This is a genomic window from Streptomyces asiaticus, from assembly GCF_018138715.1.
Lineage (GTDB): Bacteria > Actinomycetota > Actinomycetes > Streptomycetales > Streptomycetaceae > Streptomyces > Streptomyces asiaticus.
Window position 1 is genome coordinate 7,704,710 of record NZ_JAGSHX010000006.1, and the last position, 17,499, is coordinate 7,722,208.

Sequence of the window (17,499 nt, forward strand, 5' to 3'; positions counted from 1 at the left end):
TGCGAGCGTCGGTTCCTTGCCTCCAAGCAGGCCCGGAGGCAAGGAACGAGCTCCCATGCCGCTGTCACCCTCGCCAGGGTCAGCCTCGACCTGAGTGCCAAACAGGCCCGGGGGAGCAGCGCTGGGCGCACAACAACGTCTGGGGCTACAACGGCCCGTACGACGGGCTGCTGGGCGCAGAGAGCCACAGCGGAACGATCGACGGAAGGATGTCTCATGGGAAACACACAAAGGGCGAGACCAATACCCAGGAAGCTCGCCATCGGTTCCTTCCTGGGCGCCGCAGCACTCGTCCTGACCACGTTGGCGGTGGCAGACACCGCCGAAGCCGCAGATTGCCCCTCCGGGGCGCTGTGTGCCTACACCTCGACGTACGAATCCGGATCACGCGGGGCGGTCTACGAGGACAACACGGACCTCACCGGCTTTTCCCAGTTCCGTGGGGCCGAGTCTTTGTGGAACGCCGGTACCTCCTGCAATGTGCGGGTCTACAGCCAGCGTAACTACACGGGCCACTACTGGACATTGGCCCGCGGCACGGGCATGTACTCGCTCAACGACGTGGCCAACAACCCGGAATGGGGAACGGCTTTGTACCACCATGTCTACTCAAACAACTGGTGCGTATGAGGCGAGCCCCCGCACGGCTCGCGGAGATCGTCGTCACCGCCGCCGCGTTCACGACTGGCTGTTCGTTCTCAGGTAGCGGCGACCGAGGGCAAGTCTCGTTCGACCCGCGACCGCTGTCCGCCGCCCTTGTCACCTCCGTGGCGGACACCGCTCGTTTGCGAGAGCAAGAGGAGTCCGCCGTCGCTGATTGCATGGCACGCCGCGGATTCAGGTACGGGCCGGAGCGAACGATGGTGAGCGAGCGTGCGGTGACCACCAATCCGTACGGTCTGCTACGCAAGGAGCAGGCACGCCAGGACGGTTACGGAGTAGTGGGCGAGATCCTCAGTGGGACGGGCAACCATGCTCCGCCGGCCGCTCACCACTCCACTGGCTGGACAAAGACGCTGGAAGGCACGCACGTAGAGAAATTCACTCTTTCGACCGGAGTGGTTCTGACCTACCGGCCCGACGGGTGCGCCTACCAGGGCCGGGAAGCAGCCTACGGGCCGGGCTGGAACCGGCTTGAGAATGAACTGGAGGGCTTGCAGGCGGCTGTGATGGACCAGGTCGAAAAAGACGGCCGATATATCAACGCGCTGGCCAAATGGTCCTCATGCATGCGGAAGTCAGGCTACTTGTACGACGATCTGCAGGCACCGAGACAAGAGCTTGCCCGCGACATAAAGTCGACCGGCGGCAGCAACAGAGCACTACGCAGCCTCGGCCGCAAAGAGTTGCGCATCGCGTCCGACGATTACGTCTGCGAGTGCAGGGTACGGCTTCACGAGACGGTGTACGAAGCCCAACGGGACGCAGAAAAATCCACGCTCAACGACTCTACCCGAGCCGACCTTCGGCGCTACCAGACGTTGAAGCGGAAGGCATTGGGTCGCTAAATAGATGCACTCCACCGGCCCAGGGTGAAGGAAATGCACAACAGCGTCCACCACAAGCACGTCACGCTGGAAGGATTCCCCTGCCCTAAGTCCCGACAGGGGCGGCGCGCCTAGCGGGGCTGATTTACGACACGCGTGCGTACGTGCCGGACTGTTCCCAGTGCAACTAGCGCCCCATGCACGACCTCGGATGACGAACCCCAAGAGCAGCGCTACCTGATCACGGGTGCAATCCCGTCAAGAACCCGTCGGGAAACTTCCACAGGAAGTCCCCGACGTCCAGCCGGCCCGGCGGCGCTTGGCCCGCGCGCAGGGCGTCGATCCTGGCGATGCGCGACGGCCCTGACACTAGTCAGCGCGCCTCCACACTCTCGGCCGGCTGACGAAAGGCGTCACCCGACAGCTCACGAAAGGTGATCCCATTTTCCGGGTCCGCCTGAGGCACCGACCAGATCTGACCAAAGGAGAGAGATGCTGATCCGCTCACGCCTGGCGCGGTTTACCGCAACGGCCGCCGTCGCCGTCGGGGCAATGACCGCCTCGACTGCAGTTCCGGCGTCGGCAGCGCCGGCTGCCTTCCCCATCGATAAAAGCGAATGCCCCGCGCAGTACTTCTGCGCCTGGCACGTTCAGGACAATTCCTACTCGGAGATGTGCAAGTGGAAGGACAACGCTCCCTCCTGGTACAACTGCTCATGGGTGGCGGACGGGAAGTTCACGTACGCCGTCTACAACAACGGTACCTCGGGGCGGGGAGTGACGATGTACCGGGAGGCCAACTACCACAGCGCCATTGGCGACTGCGTCTCGAAAGGCGAGTTTGTTCGTCTCGCGAACAACTACAGCCCTCTTTCGTCCAAGTGGAACTGCTGACCCGTTCGACCGGTTCCAGCAGACCTCCCGCACCCGCGGGGCCCGTCATCGCGCCGCCGTGCATGGCGGTCCGCAACGCGGGCAGCCTCTGCCGTCGCCGGGCATACGGTGCGGGTTGAGGACTCCCGTCTGGTGCGACGGTCCGGAGTTGGAACCGACCAGCACCCGGCGGTGGGAGCAAGCCGAGCGGCAGCGCAACGTGACGCAAACCCGACCACGATCCGCCTGTCGGCAGGAGTTGGACCTGACCAGACCGTGGCCTACCTCTCGCAGGACCGCATCCATCTGCTGTGCCGCCGCCACTTCCCCAAGGCGTCGGTCAGGGAGGACTACCAGCCTGTGACGGCAGAAGAACTGGAAGGCCTCGGACAAGGGTTCTGAGGCCCCGCCGGAGGCGGGCGTCACTGCAGCGTCTGCGACCTCGACGCGCTGACCCTTTAGCCCCGCGGAGCTCGACGACCCGTGCCAACGTGCGGCTGGCGAACTCCGCGGGGCGCTTGCGTTACTGCGTACGGGAGTTCCTGGTCCCGATTGCTCTCCACGCTGGTTGAGGGTTCGGGTCCGCTCACGGTTGGCTTCCCGGGCCGCCCCCAGATCGGCCTGGCTCTGCGGGTGCCGATAAATCATGAACGCAGCTCAGGCGGTGTGCTGGTACTCGTGGAGGGTTCCGCTGAGTCGGTCTCGTCTGTGGACTTCCAGGTGGGCGAGTTGGGCTTGTTGGATGATGGGTGTGGGTAGCGGGCGGCGGGGGGCGGCTTGCTTCAGAGCCCTGTGCGGGCGGTGCTTGTTGTAGAAGGATGCGTACTCGCGAGGGGCGTGGAGAAGGTGGCTCTGGCTCCAGATCAAGGTCCGGTCCAGCAGTTCCCTGCGCCAGCTCTGTATCCAGCGATCCGGCGATACCCCCACGGCGCATTCTCCCTGGCCAGGCGCAGGACCAGGGCGCGTATCGATCGGATCGTGCGTGGGCGTCCACGCCGTCTGGGTACGCAGGTCGCGGCATGGCGCCGCCTGAGCAGGTCACGGTGCCGGCGCAGGACCGTGTCGGGCCGGACCAGCAGCAGAAGGTGCCGCAGTCTGTCTTTGGGGAGGTGGTGGAGCAGGCCGGCGAGGGTGGCACGGTCTGTGTCGGTGAAGGTCGGCTTGCCGACCCGGCGTTGCAGGGCCAGCAGTTGGTGCCGGAGTACGAGGATCTCGACGTCCTTCTCCCTGTCGCTCATCGGCGGGAGCCGTAGGAACGCCAGGGCGTTGGTCGCGGCGAGGTAGGCCAGGCGCAGCAGTACGACAGACCATGATGCCGCCGGGGCCCTGCGCAGGTGAAGACCCCGGGGCGAATGTCGAGGAGAACCGAAGATCCGTGATCAGGCTCCCGACCTGCGTGGATGATTCATCGGCACCCGCAGTGTCGTGGCTCTCTGAGCTCCGAATTACGCGGAACGCAGGCAGGCCGCACCCTCGCTTCCCGGTTTCGGGAAGGGTTCTGACTGTCGTGCCACCGAAGTCGCCGAAGCCTCCCGTGACTCCCGGCTCACGACAGATTCCCTGATCGCCGCCCACTCCTGTAATCAACTCCGTTTGCTTCATTGACATTTCACTCAGAAGTCGTAGGTTGGGAGCGCTCCCATGGTGCCTTTCAACGGGAAGGAGTTCCCCCCACATGCGCAAACAGAGCCCATTAACCGGGCGTTCCCGGTCGGCCCTCCGCCGGCCTCTTCAGGTGCTCGCCATGCTGTTCGCCGTGGTTGTCGGCGCACTGACCTGGTCGGCCCCCGCCCAGGCTCACGGCTCCGTCGTCGGCCCCGCCTCCCGCGCGTACCACTGCTGGGAAAGGTGGGGTAACGACCACATGAACCCGGCCATGCAGACCGAAGACCCCATGTGTTGGCAGGCCTTCCAGGCCAACCCCGACACCATGTGGAACTGGATGAGCGCGCTCCGCGACGGCCTCGGTGGCCAGTTCCAGTCGCAGACCCCCAACGGGACGCTCTGCAGCAACAACCTCTCGAGGAACGCCAGTCTGAACAAGCCCGGGCAGTGGAAGACGACCACCGTCGGCAACAACTTCTCGGTCCACGTGCACGACCAGGCGTCCCACGGTGCCGACTACTTCACGGCCTACGTGAGCAAGCAGGGCTTCGACCCCAAGACCCAGACCCTGGGCTGGGGCAACCTCGACTTCATCACGCAGACCGGCCGCTTCGGCCCGGCGACGGACTACATGTTCAACGTCAGCACCTCCGGCTACACCGGACACCACATCCTGTTCGTGATCTGGCAGGCCTCGCACCTCGACCAGGCCTACATGTGGTGCAGCGACGTGAACTTCGGCTGAGCAGGGGAGCGCCGCACACGGCACCGGTCTCTGCCGGGCGCCGGTAACCCGCCGCCCGGCCGACCGAGCTCCCTCGGGGCAGGGGGCCCATTTGGTCACCCTGCCCCGACGGGGCTCCCTTCGCTCCCGGTGTGAACGCGCCCGATCGCACGGCAGTCGCACGGTAGCCGGCTCCCCACCCCCATGAGGTGTTCTCCCTGGCCAGGCGCAGGACCAGGACGCGTATCGATCGGATGGTGGGTGGGCGTCCGCGTCGCCTGGGTGCGCAGGATGCGGCATGGCGCCGCTTGAGCAGGTCGCGATGCCAGCGCAACACCGTGTCGGGGCGGACCAGCAGCAGAAGGTGCCGCAGTCTGCCTTTGGGGAGGTGGTGGAGCAGGCCGGCGAGGGTGGCACGGTCGCTGTCGGTGAGGGTCGGCTTGCCGACCTGACGCTGTAGGACGAGCAGTTGGTGCCGGAGGACGAGGATCTCGATGTCCTTGTCTCGGTCGCTCATCGGCAGGAGGTGTAGGAACGCCAGGGAGTTGGTCGTGGCGAGGTAGGCCAGGGGCAGCAGTACGACAGATCATGATGCCGCCCCGGCCCTTTGCGGGTGAAGGCACTTGGGCGAATGTCGAGGAGAGCCGAAGATCCGTGATCAGGCCTCCGACCTGCGTGGATGATGTATCGGCACTTGCAGTGCTGACAGCAGCTGCGCGAGAGTGTCGGCTCGAGCGACCGCGGCCAAGGTCTCGGGAATCCGAAGAAGCGGTCCCCACCAGGGCGGATGAGACTTCCGGCAAGGGCAGGAACCAGCGGGTTCGGCGCCGCTTCACCGTGACTGAGCGGCGCAAGCGTGACGAGTTCGCGGCGGCGAGCCGCGTGTACGGCGTCGCAGCCGCCTGGGTGCCCCAGTGCCATGAATCCGCGGGGCGCCGACGTCGGGCTGGAGGGAGCCGTCTAGCCTTCCGAGTCCCATGTCGTACGGAAGGCGTGGAGTGAATCGATTCCACGCAAGCGCTTCGACGGATGCTACGACCGGCGGAATGCGGATCAATCCCGTGCCGTGAAGCGACGGCGGCGCCGACGAGCGGCCCGAAGCCCCCCTGCTTCGGCTGGTGCTCTCCGAATCGGCCCTTCGCCACAGGAGCTTGGCGGCTGCGTTCCTGCTCACCCGCATGATGGGCAGTCACCCATACGCCGTCGGGCAGGCCCGCGCGGCCCGCCCGATGGGAAGACCGGCCGCCCATCGCCTGCCGCCGCCCCGGGACTGTTCGAGCGTCCCGATCGGTCCCGAACTGCCGGAATCGGCCGTTGAATCGATTCCGCGACAAGGTTCGCAACAAGTGACTCCGCACTCTTGACAGTCCACGAAGCCGGGAGCACCGTCTCCCCCCGAACCTCTCTGCAATCTCGCTGCGGAAACGGCACTTTCAAGCGCTTCCGGATTGTCAGCGCCACCACAGACGACCCGATCGGGTCGCGCCGGCACGGTAGGGAGATCAGATGAGAACCATGCGTACAAGGTGCCACCCGCTGTCCGTGCGCGGGGGCGTGCGACGGTTGTTCGCGGCGGTAGGGCGCGGTGGCAGGCCGGGACGCGTGCCGGGCCGGGCACACCTCCCTCTGCCGACGCGCTCGCCCGGCTCAGCGGCGACAGTGTTCGCCCGGGCGGGAGCCGCGGCCGTGTTCGTCGCCGGCGCGCTTGCCGGCGCCACGGCCACGGCGGGTACGGCCCGTGCTGACACGTCCGGGCCGTGCGACATCTACGCGACAGGCGGTACCCCCTGCGTGGCGGCGCACAGCACGACGCGAGCGTTGTACGCCTCGTACAACGGACCGCTTTACCAGGTCCGGCGTGCCTCGGACAACAGCACCCGGAACATCGGCGTCCTGAGCGCGGGCGGATACGCCGACGCCGCCGCCCAGGACTCGTTCTGCTCGGGGACGACCTGTCTCATCACGATCATCTATGACCAGTCCGGCCGCGGCAACAACCTCACCCAGGCGCCCGGCGGCGGTGCTGCGGGCGGCCCCGACAACCTCGCGAACGCGACCGCCGCGCCCACCATGGTGGGAGGTCACAAGGCCTACGGCGTTTTCGTGGCGCCCGGCACGGGTTACCGCAACAACCACACCAACGGCATCGCGACCGGGGACAACCCCGAGGGTATGTACGCGATCTTCGACGGCACGCACTACAACGGCGGATGCTGCTTCGACTACGGCAACGCCGAGACGGACAGCAACGACGACGGCAACGGCACCATGGAGGCCATCTACTTCGGCAACATCAGGGTCTGGGGCTACGGTTCGGGCAACGGCCCCTGGATCATGGCCGATCTGGAGAACGGCCTGTTCTCCGGGGTGAACCAGCGCTACAACGCGGGCGACCCGACCATCAACTACCGGTACACGACCGCCATCATCAAGGGCGGCCCGAACCACTGGGCGATCCGTGGGGGCAACGCCCAGTCCGGCGCCCTGTCCACCTTCTACGACGGGCCGCGTCCAAACGTCCCGGGCTACAACCCGATGCGGAAGCAGGGTGCCATCATCCTGGGCACCGGCGGGGACAACAGCAAGGGCGCCCAAGGCACCTTCTACGAGGGCGTGATGACCTCCGGCTACCCGTCGGACACCACCGAGAACGCGGTCCAGGCCAACATCACCGCGGCCGGCTACAGCAACTCCTCCGGCGGGACGAGCACGGGCGCGCTGCACGCGGTGGGGGCGGGCAAGTGCTTGGACGTGCCCAACTCGTCCACCACGGCCGGTACCCAGCTACAGATCTGGGACTGCGGCGGCAGCGCCAACCAGACCTGGACCCGCACCTCCTCGGGCCAACTGACCGTCTACAGCGGCAGCAGCCAGATGTGCCTGGACGCGTACGACAACCAGACGTCCGCCGGCACCAAGGTGGTGACCTGGCCGTGCAACGGCGGCGCCAACCAGCAGTGGCAGCTGAACTCCGACGGCACCGTCACCGGCACCCAGTCCGGACTCTGCCTCGACGTCACCGGCGCTTCCACCGCAAACGGCGCCTTGGCGGAACTCTGGCCGTGCAACGGCGGGTCCAACCAGCAATGGAATCTCGACTGACGTGACCGGCCCGTGGCCGGCTCGCCACCGTCACGGGCCACTCGCCACCGGATACGGGCATCCGCGTGCCCGGCGCCCGGCGGCACCTCCCGGATCTTCCGACCGTCCGGCCGAATCGCCGTATTCCCCTCGCCCGGACCTGGCAGGGGGGGCGCGTCACGCAGGCGGCTTCGACGGCGAACAACGCCACACCGCCCCGGCGCCACCGGTCGCCACGCGCCACCACTGGAGGATGACGATGTCCGGAGCCAGAGCGCTCCGCGGCCTCTGGGCCGCCCCCGTAGCCGTGCTCGCCCTCCTGGCCGGGAGCCTGGCCACGGCCGGGGCCACGTTCGCCGTACCGGCCGAGCGCCACGCGCCGGCCGCCGCCCTGTACGTGGCTCCGGGTGCGGATCCCAGCGGGGACGGCACCGCCGGGCAGCCGTTCGCGACGATCGACCAGGCGCAGTGGCCCGCGCACCAGCTCTCGGCCGATGCGGACGTCGTGGTCTACCTGGCCGGGGGGACCTACCGGTTGTCCAAGCCGCTGACCTTCGGCTCCGGCGACGGCGGCCAGAACGGCCACGCCATCACCTACCGGGCCGCGTCCGGGCAGCAGCCGGTCGTGACCGGTGCCCGCCCGGTGGTGAATTGGCAGGTACATGATCAGCCGACCAATATCTGGTCGGCCCACATCGGCATCGGCGTGAACACGCGCCAGTTGTACGTGAATGGCAAGGAGGCGCTGCGGGCGGCGATCCAGGTGCCCCGCTCCGCCTTCACCTTCACCCAGACCGGCCTGACCGTCACCGACCCCTCCCTCGACTACCTGGCCGGTCTCTCGGACAAGAGCCCCAACTCGTGGGGCTACGACACCATCAACGCGCCGTTCGCCGGCGGGACCATGTATGTGGAGAACAACTACGCGTTCCTCAAGCAGGCCGGACAGTGGTACCTCGACTCGTCCACCGGCGATCTGTACTACCGGGCCCAGCCGGGGCAGAACCCCAACACCCTCGATGTCGAACTGCCCCGATTGAAGAGCCTGCTCGGCATCAGCGGCAGCTACGGCTCACCGGCGACCGGTCTGGGATGCGCCGGCATCCGGTTCACGGGAACCTCCTGGCTCGGCCCGAGCGGATCCGACGGCTACGCGGACCAGCAGAGCGGCGCGCACATCACCGGGGCGCACGCGATGCCCGCCAACTGGCTGAGCACCTGCAAGTCGGGCTGTACGCAGTTCGAGGCCACCCGTGACCACTGGGTGCAGATGCCCGCGGCCGTACAGGTCTCCGCCGCCACCGGCATCACGTTCTCCGGCAACACGTTCTCCGAACTCGGGCAGGCCGGACTGGGCGTGGGCAACGACGGTGCCGCCGCGGCCTCCGGCACCGGACTCGGCGCGGGCGACATCACCATCACCGATAACACGTTCACCGACATCGCCGGCAGTGGCATCCAGGGCGGCGGGATCCAGCCGGACGCGCACCACCCCGGCAACCCGCAGATGCAGCAGTTCGAGTTCGTGCCGGTCTCAGGCGGCTATGGGCAACTGCGGGCGCAGCACTCCGGACACGTCGTGGCGGTGTCGGGCGGCTCCACGGCCGCCGGTACGCCCAACATCGTGCAGCAGGCTCCGGACGGAACGGCCGGCACTCTGTGGCTGCCGGTACGACAGCCCGACGACTCGTACGCCTTCCAGAACAAGAACAGCGGTCTGTGCCTTGACGTCTACGGCGGCGGCAGCAGCCTCGGCCGGCAGCTCGACCAATGGCCCTGCAAGAACACCGTCGGCAGCAACCAGGACTTCACCCCCCGCTGACCGGTCCGCGCCCGGCCCGGCGGCTCGTTCACCACATCCACCGTCCCGCACCAGTGAGGAAGGCTGATGAAGAAGTACTGGCTCCCCTTGGCCGCGGCACTGACGGCCGCGCTTGGCATGGGCGCCGCATTGCCCGCGACCGCCGTCACCACCACCGAGGCGCCTCGCCCCGCCGCGCGGGCCGCCGCGCCCGCCGGCTTGCGGCTGATGCCGTTGGGCAACTCGATCACCTGGGGCGTCGGCAGCCCGTCCGGGAATGGTTACCGGGGCTTCCTGTGGAACCGTCTGGCGGCCGAGGGACACGCCGTGGACTTCGTCGGCTCGGGACGCAACGGGTCCATGTCCGACCCGGACAACGAAGGCCACTCCGGCTGGCGGATCGACCAGATAGCAGGAATCACGGACTCCGTGCTGGCCCGCTACCGGCCGAACGTCGTCACCCTGGAAATCGGCACCAACGATCTCAACGGCAACTATCAGGTCCCGACCGCCCCCGACCGGCTCCGTGCACTCATCGACCAGATCACGAGGGACGCGCCCGACGCGACCGTCCTCGTCGGCACCCTGATCGTCTCCACCAGCGGTACCGAGGAGGCCCACCGGCCCGCGTTCAACGCCAAGCTCCCCGGAATCGTCCAGGCCGAGCAGGCCGCCGGCAAGCACGTACGCCTGGTGGACATGAGCGCTCTGACTGCCGCGGATCTGTCCGACGCCCTGCACCCCAACGACAACGGCTACCGCAAGATGGCGGACGCCTTCAACGCGGGGGTCCAGGCCGCGGACGCGACGGGCTGGATCAAACCGCCCCGTCCCGTGCGTGGCCAGGTGCGGCATTCATCAGCGGCGGACCGCACTTCCGGTCTCCTGGCCAAGTGAACCGGCGTACGTGAACGTCACCCGCCGCACCGGCACCCCGCCCGGCGGATGCGCCCCGGGAGTGGGCGCCTCCTTCCGCAACCCGGCCCAGGAGTGAGGAATCATGCCCGTGTCCACTGCGAGAGCCAGGCGACGGTTGTCGCTGTCCCCGCGGATGTCCTTGCGCAGAACATTGACGCTCATCGTCTCGGTCGTGCTGCTCACCGCGGCCGTTCCCCTCGTCTCCCTCGGAACGGCGCAACCCGCCGCCGCACTCGGCAACGGGCTCGCGCTGACCCCGCAGATGGGTTTCAACGACTGGAACGCGTACGGCTGCAATGTCTCCGAGTCGCTCATCAAGTCCACCGCGCAGGCGATGCACACCAACGGCATGCAGGCGGCGGGCTACTCGTACGTCAACATCGACGACTGCTGGATGACCCACAGCCGCGACTCCGGCGGCCGCCTGGTGCCGGACCCGGCCAAGTTCCCGGACGGCATCAAGGGCACCGCGGACTACGTGCACTCGCTGGGGCTGAAGCTGGGGATCTACGAGGACGCGGGCACCGCGACCTGCGCCGGGTATCCGGGCAGCCTGGGGCACGAGACCACGGACGCGCAGTCGTTCGCTTCCTGGGGCGTGGACTATCTGAAGTACGACAACTGCAACAACACAGGGGCGCCCGCGCGGACCCGGTACACCGTGATGCGTGACGCCCTGGCGGCCACCGGCCGGCCGATCCTGTTCAGCCTGTGCAACTGGGGCCAGGAGAACGTGTGGACCTGGGGCGCGGGGGTGGGCAACAGCTGGCGCACCACCGGGGACATCAACGCCAGCTTCTCCAGCATGCTGTCGATCTTCCACAGCAACGTGGGGCTGGCCTCCTACGCCGGTCCCGGCCACTGGAACGATCCGGACATGCTGGAGGTCGGCAACGGCTCACTGACGGCCACCGAGAGCCGCAGCGAGTTCAGCCTGTGGGCGGAGATGGCCGCGCCGCTGATCGCGGGCACCAACATCCCCTCGGCCAGTGCGGACACCCTGTCCACGCTGACCAACTCCCGGGTGATCGCGGTGGACCAGGATCCCCTGGGCAAGCAGGGCACCATGGTCTCCTCCTCGGGCGGCCTGGACGTGCTGGCCAAGCCGCTGGCCAATGGGGACGTGTCGGTCGCGCTGTTCAACGAGACGGGCTCGACGGCGACCATCACCACCACCGCGGCCGCGATCGGGAAGTCCGGCGCGTCCGCCTACGCGCTGACCGACCTGTGGTCGGGAGCGTCCTCGACCACCTCCGGCTCGATCAGCGCCTCGGTGCCGGCACACGGCACGGTGATGTACCGGGTCGCGGGCGGCACCAGTAGCGGCGGCGGCACCAGCGTGACCGGCGCGCTGCACGCGGTGGGTGCCGGCAAGTGCCTGGACGTACCGGACTCGACCACGACCGCCGGCACCCAGGTGGAGATCTGGAGCTGCCACGGCGGGGACAACCAGATCTGGACGCACTCCACCTCCGACCAGCTCACCGTCTACTCCGGCAGCCGCCAGATGTGCCTGGACGCCTACGACAACCGGACCAGCCCCGGGACGAAGGTGGAGATCTGGTCGTGCAACGGCCAGACCAACCAGCAGTGGACGCTGAACTCGAACGGCACGATCACCGGAGTCCAGTCCGGTCTGTGCCTGGACGTCGCCGGAGGGGCCACGGCTGACGGCACCCTCGCCGAGCTGTGGACCTGCAACGGCAGCAGCAGCCAGCGCTGGACGCTGGGATGAGTCCCCCTCCGGCGCCTCGGCCCAGCACCGGCCGGGCCCTCCCGCGGGGCCTGCCCGCCACGGACAGCCGGGGCCTCCGCACCGACCACTGGCAGCTTCGGCGCCGCCGTGGGGCGGCACCGCCACAGAGGAGGTCGCCATGATCGAACCAGCCGCCCATCCCCGGCGAAGGAGAGGGAAAGCCGTACTCCTTGTCGCCCTGGCGATGGCCCTGGCCGCGTTCGGCGCGCCAGCGTTCGCCACATCATCGCACCCCCGGACCACCGCCACCATCCACCCGGCGGCCCACCGCGCGGCGGACGCGTCGCTTCCGTGTGACATCTACGCCGCGGGCGGTACGCCGTGTGTGACGGCGCACTCCACCACCAGGGCCCTCTTCGCGTCGTACAACGGGCCGCTGTACCAGATCCAGCGGTCCTCCGATCACAGCTACCGCGACATCGCGGTGCTCGGCGCGGGCGGATACGCCGACGCGGCTTCACAGGTCTCGTTCTGCTCGGGCACGTCGTGCACGATCACCAAGATCTACGACCAGACCACCGAGCACAACGACCTGCCCATCTCCTGGGGCGGCTTCTGGAAGGGCCCTGGCCCGGGCGGATCCGACGTCGGGGCGGACGCCATGGCCCTGCCGGTGACCGCGGCCGGCCACCAGGTCTTCGGCGTCAAGGTCAAGCAAGGTGTCGGCTACCGGATCGACCACGCGAAGGGTGTGGCCACCGGTTCCCAGCCCGAAGGCATCTACATGGTGACGTCGTCGAACTACACCAACCAGTGGTGCTGCTTCGACTACGGCAGCGGGGAGAACTCCCACACCGACACCGGCAACGCCACCATGAACGCCATCTACTGGGGCAACGCCTGCTGGTTCAACGGGTGCACCGGCAACGGCCCGTGGGTCGAAGCCGATCTGGAGAACGGCATGTACCACACCAACACCGGCTCCAACAAAGACCCCAACAACACCGGTGTGCACTACCCGTTTGTCAGCGCGTGGCTGAAGAACAACGGCACCAGCAACTTCACCCTCAAATACGGCAACGGCAGTAGCGGCGGCCTGACCACCACCTTCTCCGGTCCCCTGCCGGGCGGTTACTCACCGATGAAGCTCGACAGTTCGGTCCTGCTCGGCACCGGGGGCGACAACAGTGTCTCGGGTACCGGCGAGTTCTTCGAAGGCGCGATGACGGCGGGCTACCCCTCCGACGCCACCGAGAACGCCGTGCAGGCCGCCATCACCGCCGCCGGCTACGGGGTGGGCGGCGGCGGTGGCAACACGACGGGTGCGCTGCGCGCGGTGGGTGCGGACAGGTGCCTGGAGGTGCCGGGCGCGTCCACGACGCCGGGTACGCAGACCCAGATCCGCGACTGCGCCGGCGCGGCGAACCAGACCTGGTCGAAGACGGCCTCCCAGGAGCTCACCGTGTACTCCGGCGGCAGCCGGCTGTGCCTGGATGCCTCCGGCCGGGGGACCGGCCCCGGCACCAAGGTCATCACCTGGGCCTGCAACGGCCAGACCAACCAGCAGTGGAACCTCAACGCGGACGGCACCGTCACCAACGCCCAGTCCGGCCTGTGCCTGGACGTGACCGGCGCCGCCACCGCGAACGGCACCCCCGTCGAACTGTGGACCTGCAATGGGGGATCCAACCAGCAATGGTCACTGAGCTGACCTTGTGAGAGAGCCGCGCTCGACACCGGGGCGGCATCCGACCGCCGCCCCGGCGGGCCACCGCGCCGCACCGCCCGAGCAGGGGAGCGGGACCCGTCCATGACGCGCGCCGCAGCCCAGCGGTGCCGAACCGGGAGGAGGATCGGATGAGGACGAGAGCGAGGCCCGGTCGTCTGGCACTGACGGTCGGCATCGTCCTGGCGTTCGTGCTGTCATTGCTGTCGACGACCGCGAGCCGGGCCGCCGCGGGCGAGTCGCTGAGCGTGAATCTGGCATCGACGCGGGGACCGTCGACCGGCGTGGGGGAGGGGTTCCTCTACGGCTTCAGCGAAGACGGCAGCCGGCCGGCGGACCAGTTCCTCCAGCCGCTGGGGATCAACGCCTTCCGCGGCGGCGGATGGTTCTCCGGCGGCTGGATCAGGGACGGCTACCAGTACGGCTCGGCCACCCGGGCCGACGTCGACTCGATCGTCGCGCAGGCGAAACGGCTCACCCGGCCGCCCTACCACGCGCAGTACCAGGTGCTGGTGAGCGACATCTACGGCGCGAACGGCGGCCAGCCGTCGAACACGAGGTACCCGTGCGACAACGGCGACTGCTCCAACTGGGTTGGCTTCATCGACTCCACGGTGGGAGCGCTGCGGGCTTCGGGGCTCACGTTCTCCTACGACATCTGGAACGAGCCGGACATCTCCGCGTTCTGGACGCGGGGGGTCAACAGCGCCCAGTACTTCCAGATGTGGGACACCGCCTACCGGGAGATCCGGCGCACCGCCCCCGGGGCGCAGATCGTAGGGCCGTCCTTCGCGTTCACCCCGGAGCGCAACCCGGCTGAGTGGCGGACCGCCGGGGTGACCGCCTGGTACCTGGCGCGGTTCGCGCAGTCCGGGTACACCAACGCGATGCGCGGCAACTGGGTGTGCTGCGTCACCCCGAACCTGACCGGAGTCCTGACCCAGAGCGGGGGCAGCTGGCAGCCGACCGGCAACTGGTGGGCACTTCGGGACTACGCCGACATGACCGGCACCGTGCACCGCATCCCCGACCAGGCGCCGCTCAGTGCGCCACAGACCGTATACGACCAGAATATGGGCACCTCGGGCGGCTCGATCACCGTGCCGTTCACGTTCCAGGGCGAGCATGACGCGTTCTCCGTCTACCTGACACCGGCCTCTTCCGGCGGTGGCGCGGTCTACGCCACCCGCCCCTGGGCCAGTTATGGCGAGGGCCCCACCAAGATGGGCGGAGGCTCGTTCAGCGGACCGGTGGCCGGCAAACCACAGGACGTCCGGTTCACCCGCAGCCGGGACAACAAGGGCCTCTACGCCACCGCGCTGGGCTGGCAGGGCGGCACCATGACCATCGCGACGCTGAACTCGAACCAGATCAACCTCAGCAGCCTGACAGGCGCCACACTGCTCGACAACACCGCCGGCTCCTCCATAGACCTCGACCTCGGCAACGGCTACTACCGCATCATGAACCGCACCAACGGCATGGCCGCCGACAGTTGGGGCGATTCCGACAACGGCGCTCCTGCCCGGCAGGAGGCATGGAACGGAGGGGACAACCAGCAGTGGCAGCTGGGCAGCCTCGGCGGCAACCGCTACCAGATCGTCAATCGGGGCACCGGCACCGCCCTCGACGGCAGCGGCAGTACCACGGTCGGCTCGACCACGGTGATGTGGACACCGAACTCCAGCACCAACAACGAATGGACCATCACCGGGGCCTGAGCGGCCACAGCGGCAAGCTTCCGGAAGAAGGAGTACATGAAACCCAAACGCCTCTTCATGTCCATCGCGGCTGCCGTACTTCTCGTCCTGGCAGCCCCGGGCACCTCGTTCAGCAGCGGCCTCGGCGCGCCCGCGTCGGCCACGACCACCGGCGCCGTCCGGGCGACCGCCGGGTGCGGCAAGGCCCCAGAGCTGACGAGTGGTACGCACACGATGCAGGTCGGCGGCCAGACCCGCAGTTACATACTGCGGATCCCTGCCGGCTACGACAGCAACCACCCCTACCGACTGATCTTCGGTTTCCACTGGCGGGGCGGCACGGCGGGCGACGTCGACTCGGGCGGAAGCGACGGGTACAACTGGTCCTACTACGGTCTGCGGCGCCTGGCGGACGCGAACAACAGCACGATCTTCGTCGCGCCCCAGGGCAATGGCAACGGCTGGGCCAACCCCGGCGGCCAGGACGTGGACTTCGTCGACGCCATGGTCAGCCAGATCGAAGCAGGTCTGTGCGTCGACACCACCCAGGTGTTCTCCGCCGGATTCAGCTATGGCGCTGCGATGTCGTACGCCCTGGCCTGCTCGCGGGCGACGGTCTTCCGCGCGGTCGCGGTCTACTCCGGCGCGAACCTCAGCGGGTGCAACGGGGGCAACCAGCCCATCGCCTACATGGGTCTGCACGGCCTCAGGGACAACGTGCTGCCCATCGCGTCGGGACGGCAACTGCGCGACACCTTCGTCCGGACGAACGGCTGTACCCCGCAGAACCCGCCCGAGCCGTCCTACGGAAGCCTGACCCACATCATCACCACCTACTCCGGATGCAGGTCCGGATATCCCGTCGTCTGGGCCGCGTTCGACGGAGCGGGCCACGACCCCGGTCCCATAGACGGTTCCACCGGTGGCGGCTGGCGCACCTGGACGTCGGCAGCGGTATGGCAGTTCTTCACACAGTTCGGCTCGAATCCGCCGGCGCCCTCCGGCGACCAGGAGATCGTCGGCCAGCAGTCGGGGCGCTGCCTCGACATCAACAACTCCACCACGGCCAACGGCACGCAGGCACAACTGTGGGACTGCAACGGCGGCTCCAACCAACGGTGGACCCACACCGACGGGAAGCAGCTGGTGGTCTACGGCAACAAGTGCCTGGGCAGCTCCGGCCAGACGGGCAACGGCACCCCGGCGACGATCTGGGACTGTAGCGGGCAGGCAGATCAGCAGTGGAACATCAATTTCGACGGCACGATCACAGCGGTGCAGTCGGGGCTCTGCCTGGACGCCAACGGCCAGGGGACCGCCAACGGGACGAAAGTACAGCTGTGGAGTTGCACGGGCGGTACGAACCAGCGCTGGCACCTGGAGAACTGACACGCCGGGCCGGGCAGGGGCATCGTGCGGGCCTGGCGCCGCCCTCGAGCCTGAGGTTGCTTGGAGGGGACTGAACTCCCTCCAGGCAACCCACGTGGCCCCTCCGGAAGAGGCCCAGCTTCTTCGGCGAGTAGCTCACCAGCAGGTCCTTCGTCTGCTGGTGGTACACGTGCTACGGGCCCGGATCATGAAAGTGGACGAATGCGCCGGTGTGGCGTCGTGTCGTTCAGGGTCTGCTGTTCGGCGCGGCCGTCGCTCATCACTTCGATGAAGCCGGGGGGCGGCTCTGCCCGTAGAGACTGGAAGAACACCGGCTTGCGGCGCAGTGAGGCGGACAGGGCCTGCGCCGGGGGCCGCCGCGGCCCTTGCCGCTCAGGTGTGCTCGGGAGCGGTGGCGGTGGCTGTATCGGTGGCGGAGAGGCCGTCGGGGCTCCCACGATCCCCGGAAGTCGCCTGCACTCCGGCAGATGCTCTGGCCACCATTACGCCAGCCTTCGTC

10 protein-coding genes and 3 pseudogenes are annotated in these 17,499 nt (G+C 68.0%); 11 read left to right on the forward strand and 2 right to left on the reverse strand.

Features of this window, described 5'->3' with window-relative positions:
• The first annotated feature begins 216 nt into the window (after positions 1-216).
• The 3 genes from KHP12_RS40700 (at position 217) to KHP12_RS40710 (ending at position 2,381) form a co-directional block, all read left to right on the forward strand.
• A complete protein-coding gene (locus KHP12_RS40700) occupies positions 217-630 on the forward strand; it encodes a peptidase inhibitor family I36 protein (RefSeq protein WP_167442560.1) in 414 nt (137 codons plus the stop codon).
• 230 nt (positions 631-860) lie between these two features.
• Positions 861-1,508: a hypothetical protein gene (locus KHP12_RS40705; RefSeq protein WP_086882630.1), complete on the forward strand. Its 648-nt coding sequence runs from the start codon at positions 861-863 to the stop codon at positions 1,506-1,508.
• A gap of 471 nt (positions 1,509-1,979) precedes the next feature.
• Entirely contained in the window at positions 1,980-2,381 is a 402-nt protein-coding gene (locus KHP12_RS40710) for a peptidase inhibitor family I36 protein (RefSeq protein ID WP_086882629.1), read from the forward strand.
• Positions 2,382-3,017: 636 nt separating this feature from the next.
• Here the strand turns inward: KHP12_RS40710 and KHP12_RS51730 are convergent.
• A pseudogene (locus KHP12_RS51730) lies at positions 3,018-3,598 on the reverse strand (hypothetical protein).
• Between the two features lie 437 nt (positions 3,599-4,035).
• Here KHP12_RS51730 and KHP12_RS40720 point away from each other — a divergent pair.
• Positions 4,036-4,710, forward strand: coding sequence for a lytic polysaccharide monooxygenase auxiliary activity family 9 protein (locus tag KHP12_RS40720; RefSeq protein ID WP_498073219.1), 675 nt, complete (start codon positions 4,036-4,038; stop codon positions 4,708-4,710).
• Positions 4,711-4,885: 175 nt separating this feature from the next.
• Here the strand turns inward: KHP12_RS40720 and KHP12_RS51735 are convergent.
• A pseudogene (locus KHP12_RS51735) lies at positions 4,886-5,185 on the reverse strand (integrase); the annotation flags it as partial.
• A gap of 1,010 nt (positions 5,186-6,195) precedes the next feature.
• Between KHP12_RS51735 and KHP12_RS40730 the strand changes: the two are divergent.
• From KHP12_RS40730 to KHP12_RS40765, 7 genes and pseudogenes are all read left to right on the forward strand, one after another.
• Positions 6,196-7,791 (forward strand): arabinofuranosidase catalytic domain-containing protein, encoded by a 1,596-nt coding sequence (locus KHP12_RS40730; protein ID WP_372455264.1) that lies wholly within the window; start codon positions 6,196-6,198, stop codon positions 7,789-7,791.
• A 238-nt stretch (positions 7,792-8,029) separates the two neighbouring features.
• Entirely contained in the window at positions 8,030-9,592 is a 1,563-nt protein-coding gene (locus tag KHP12_RS40735; RefSeq protein ID WP_211834298.1) for an RICIN domain-containing protein, read from the forward strand.
• A 66-nt stretch (positions 9,593-9,658) separates the two neighbouring features.
• Positions 9,659-10,435 (forward strand): annotated as a pseudogene (locus KHP12_RS40740) (SGNH/GDSL hydrolase family protein); the annotation flags it as partial.
• A 187-nt stretch (positions 10,436-10,622) separates the two neighbouring features.
• The gene (locus KHP12_RS40745) at positions 10,623-12,224 is read left to right on the forward strand and encodes a glycoside hydrolase family 27 protein (protein WP_211834978.1); all 1,602 of its coding nucleotides are present in this window, start codon (positions 10,623-10,625) and stop codon (positions 12,222-12,224) included.
• Positions 12,225-12,363: 139 nt separating this feature from the next.
• Complete coding sequence (locus KHP12_RS40750) at positions 12,364-13,896, forward strand: arabinofuranosidase catalytic domain-containing protein (RefSeq protein ID WP_211834299.1); 1,533 nt, start codon at positions 12,364-12,366, stop codon at positions 13,894-13,896.
• 146 nt (positions 13,897-14,042) lie between these two features.
• The gene (locus tag KHP12_RS40755) at positions 14,043-15,632 is read left to right on the forward strand and encodes an RICIN domain-containing protein (RefSeq protein WP_086883024.1); all 1,590 of its coding nucleotides are present in this window, start codon (positions 14,043-14,045) and stop codon (positions 15,630-15,632) included.
• A gap of 57 nt (positions 15,633-15,689) precedes the next feature.
• Positions 15,690-17,000 carry a ricin-type beta-trefoil lectin domain protein gene (locus KHP12_RS40765; RefSeq protein ID WP_211834979.1) on the forward strand — a complete coding sequence of 437 codons (1,311 nt, stop codon included), beginning with the start codon at positions 15,690-15,692 and terminating at the stop codon, positions 16,998-17,000.
• The last annotated feature ends 499 nt before the right edge of the window (positions 17,001-17,499 follow it).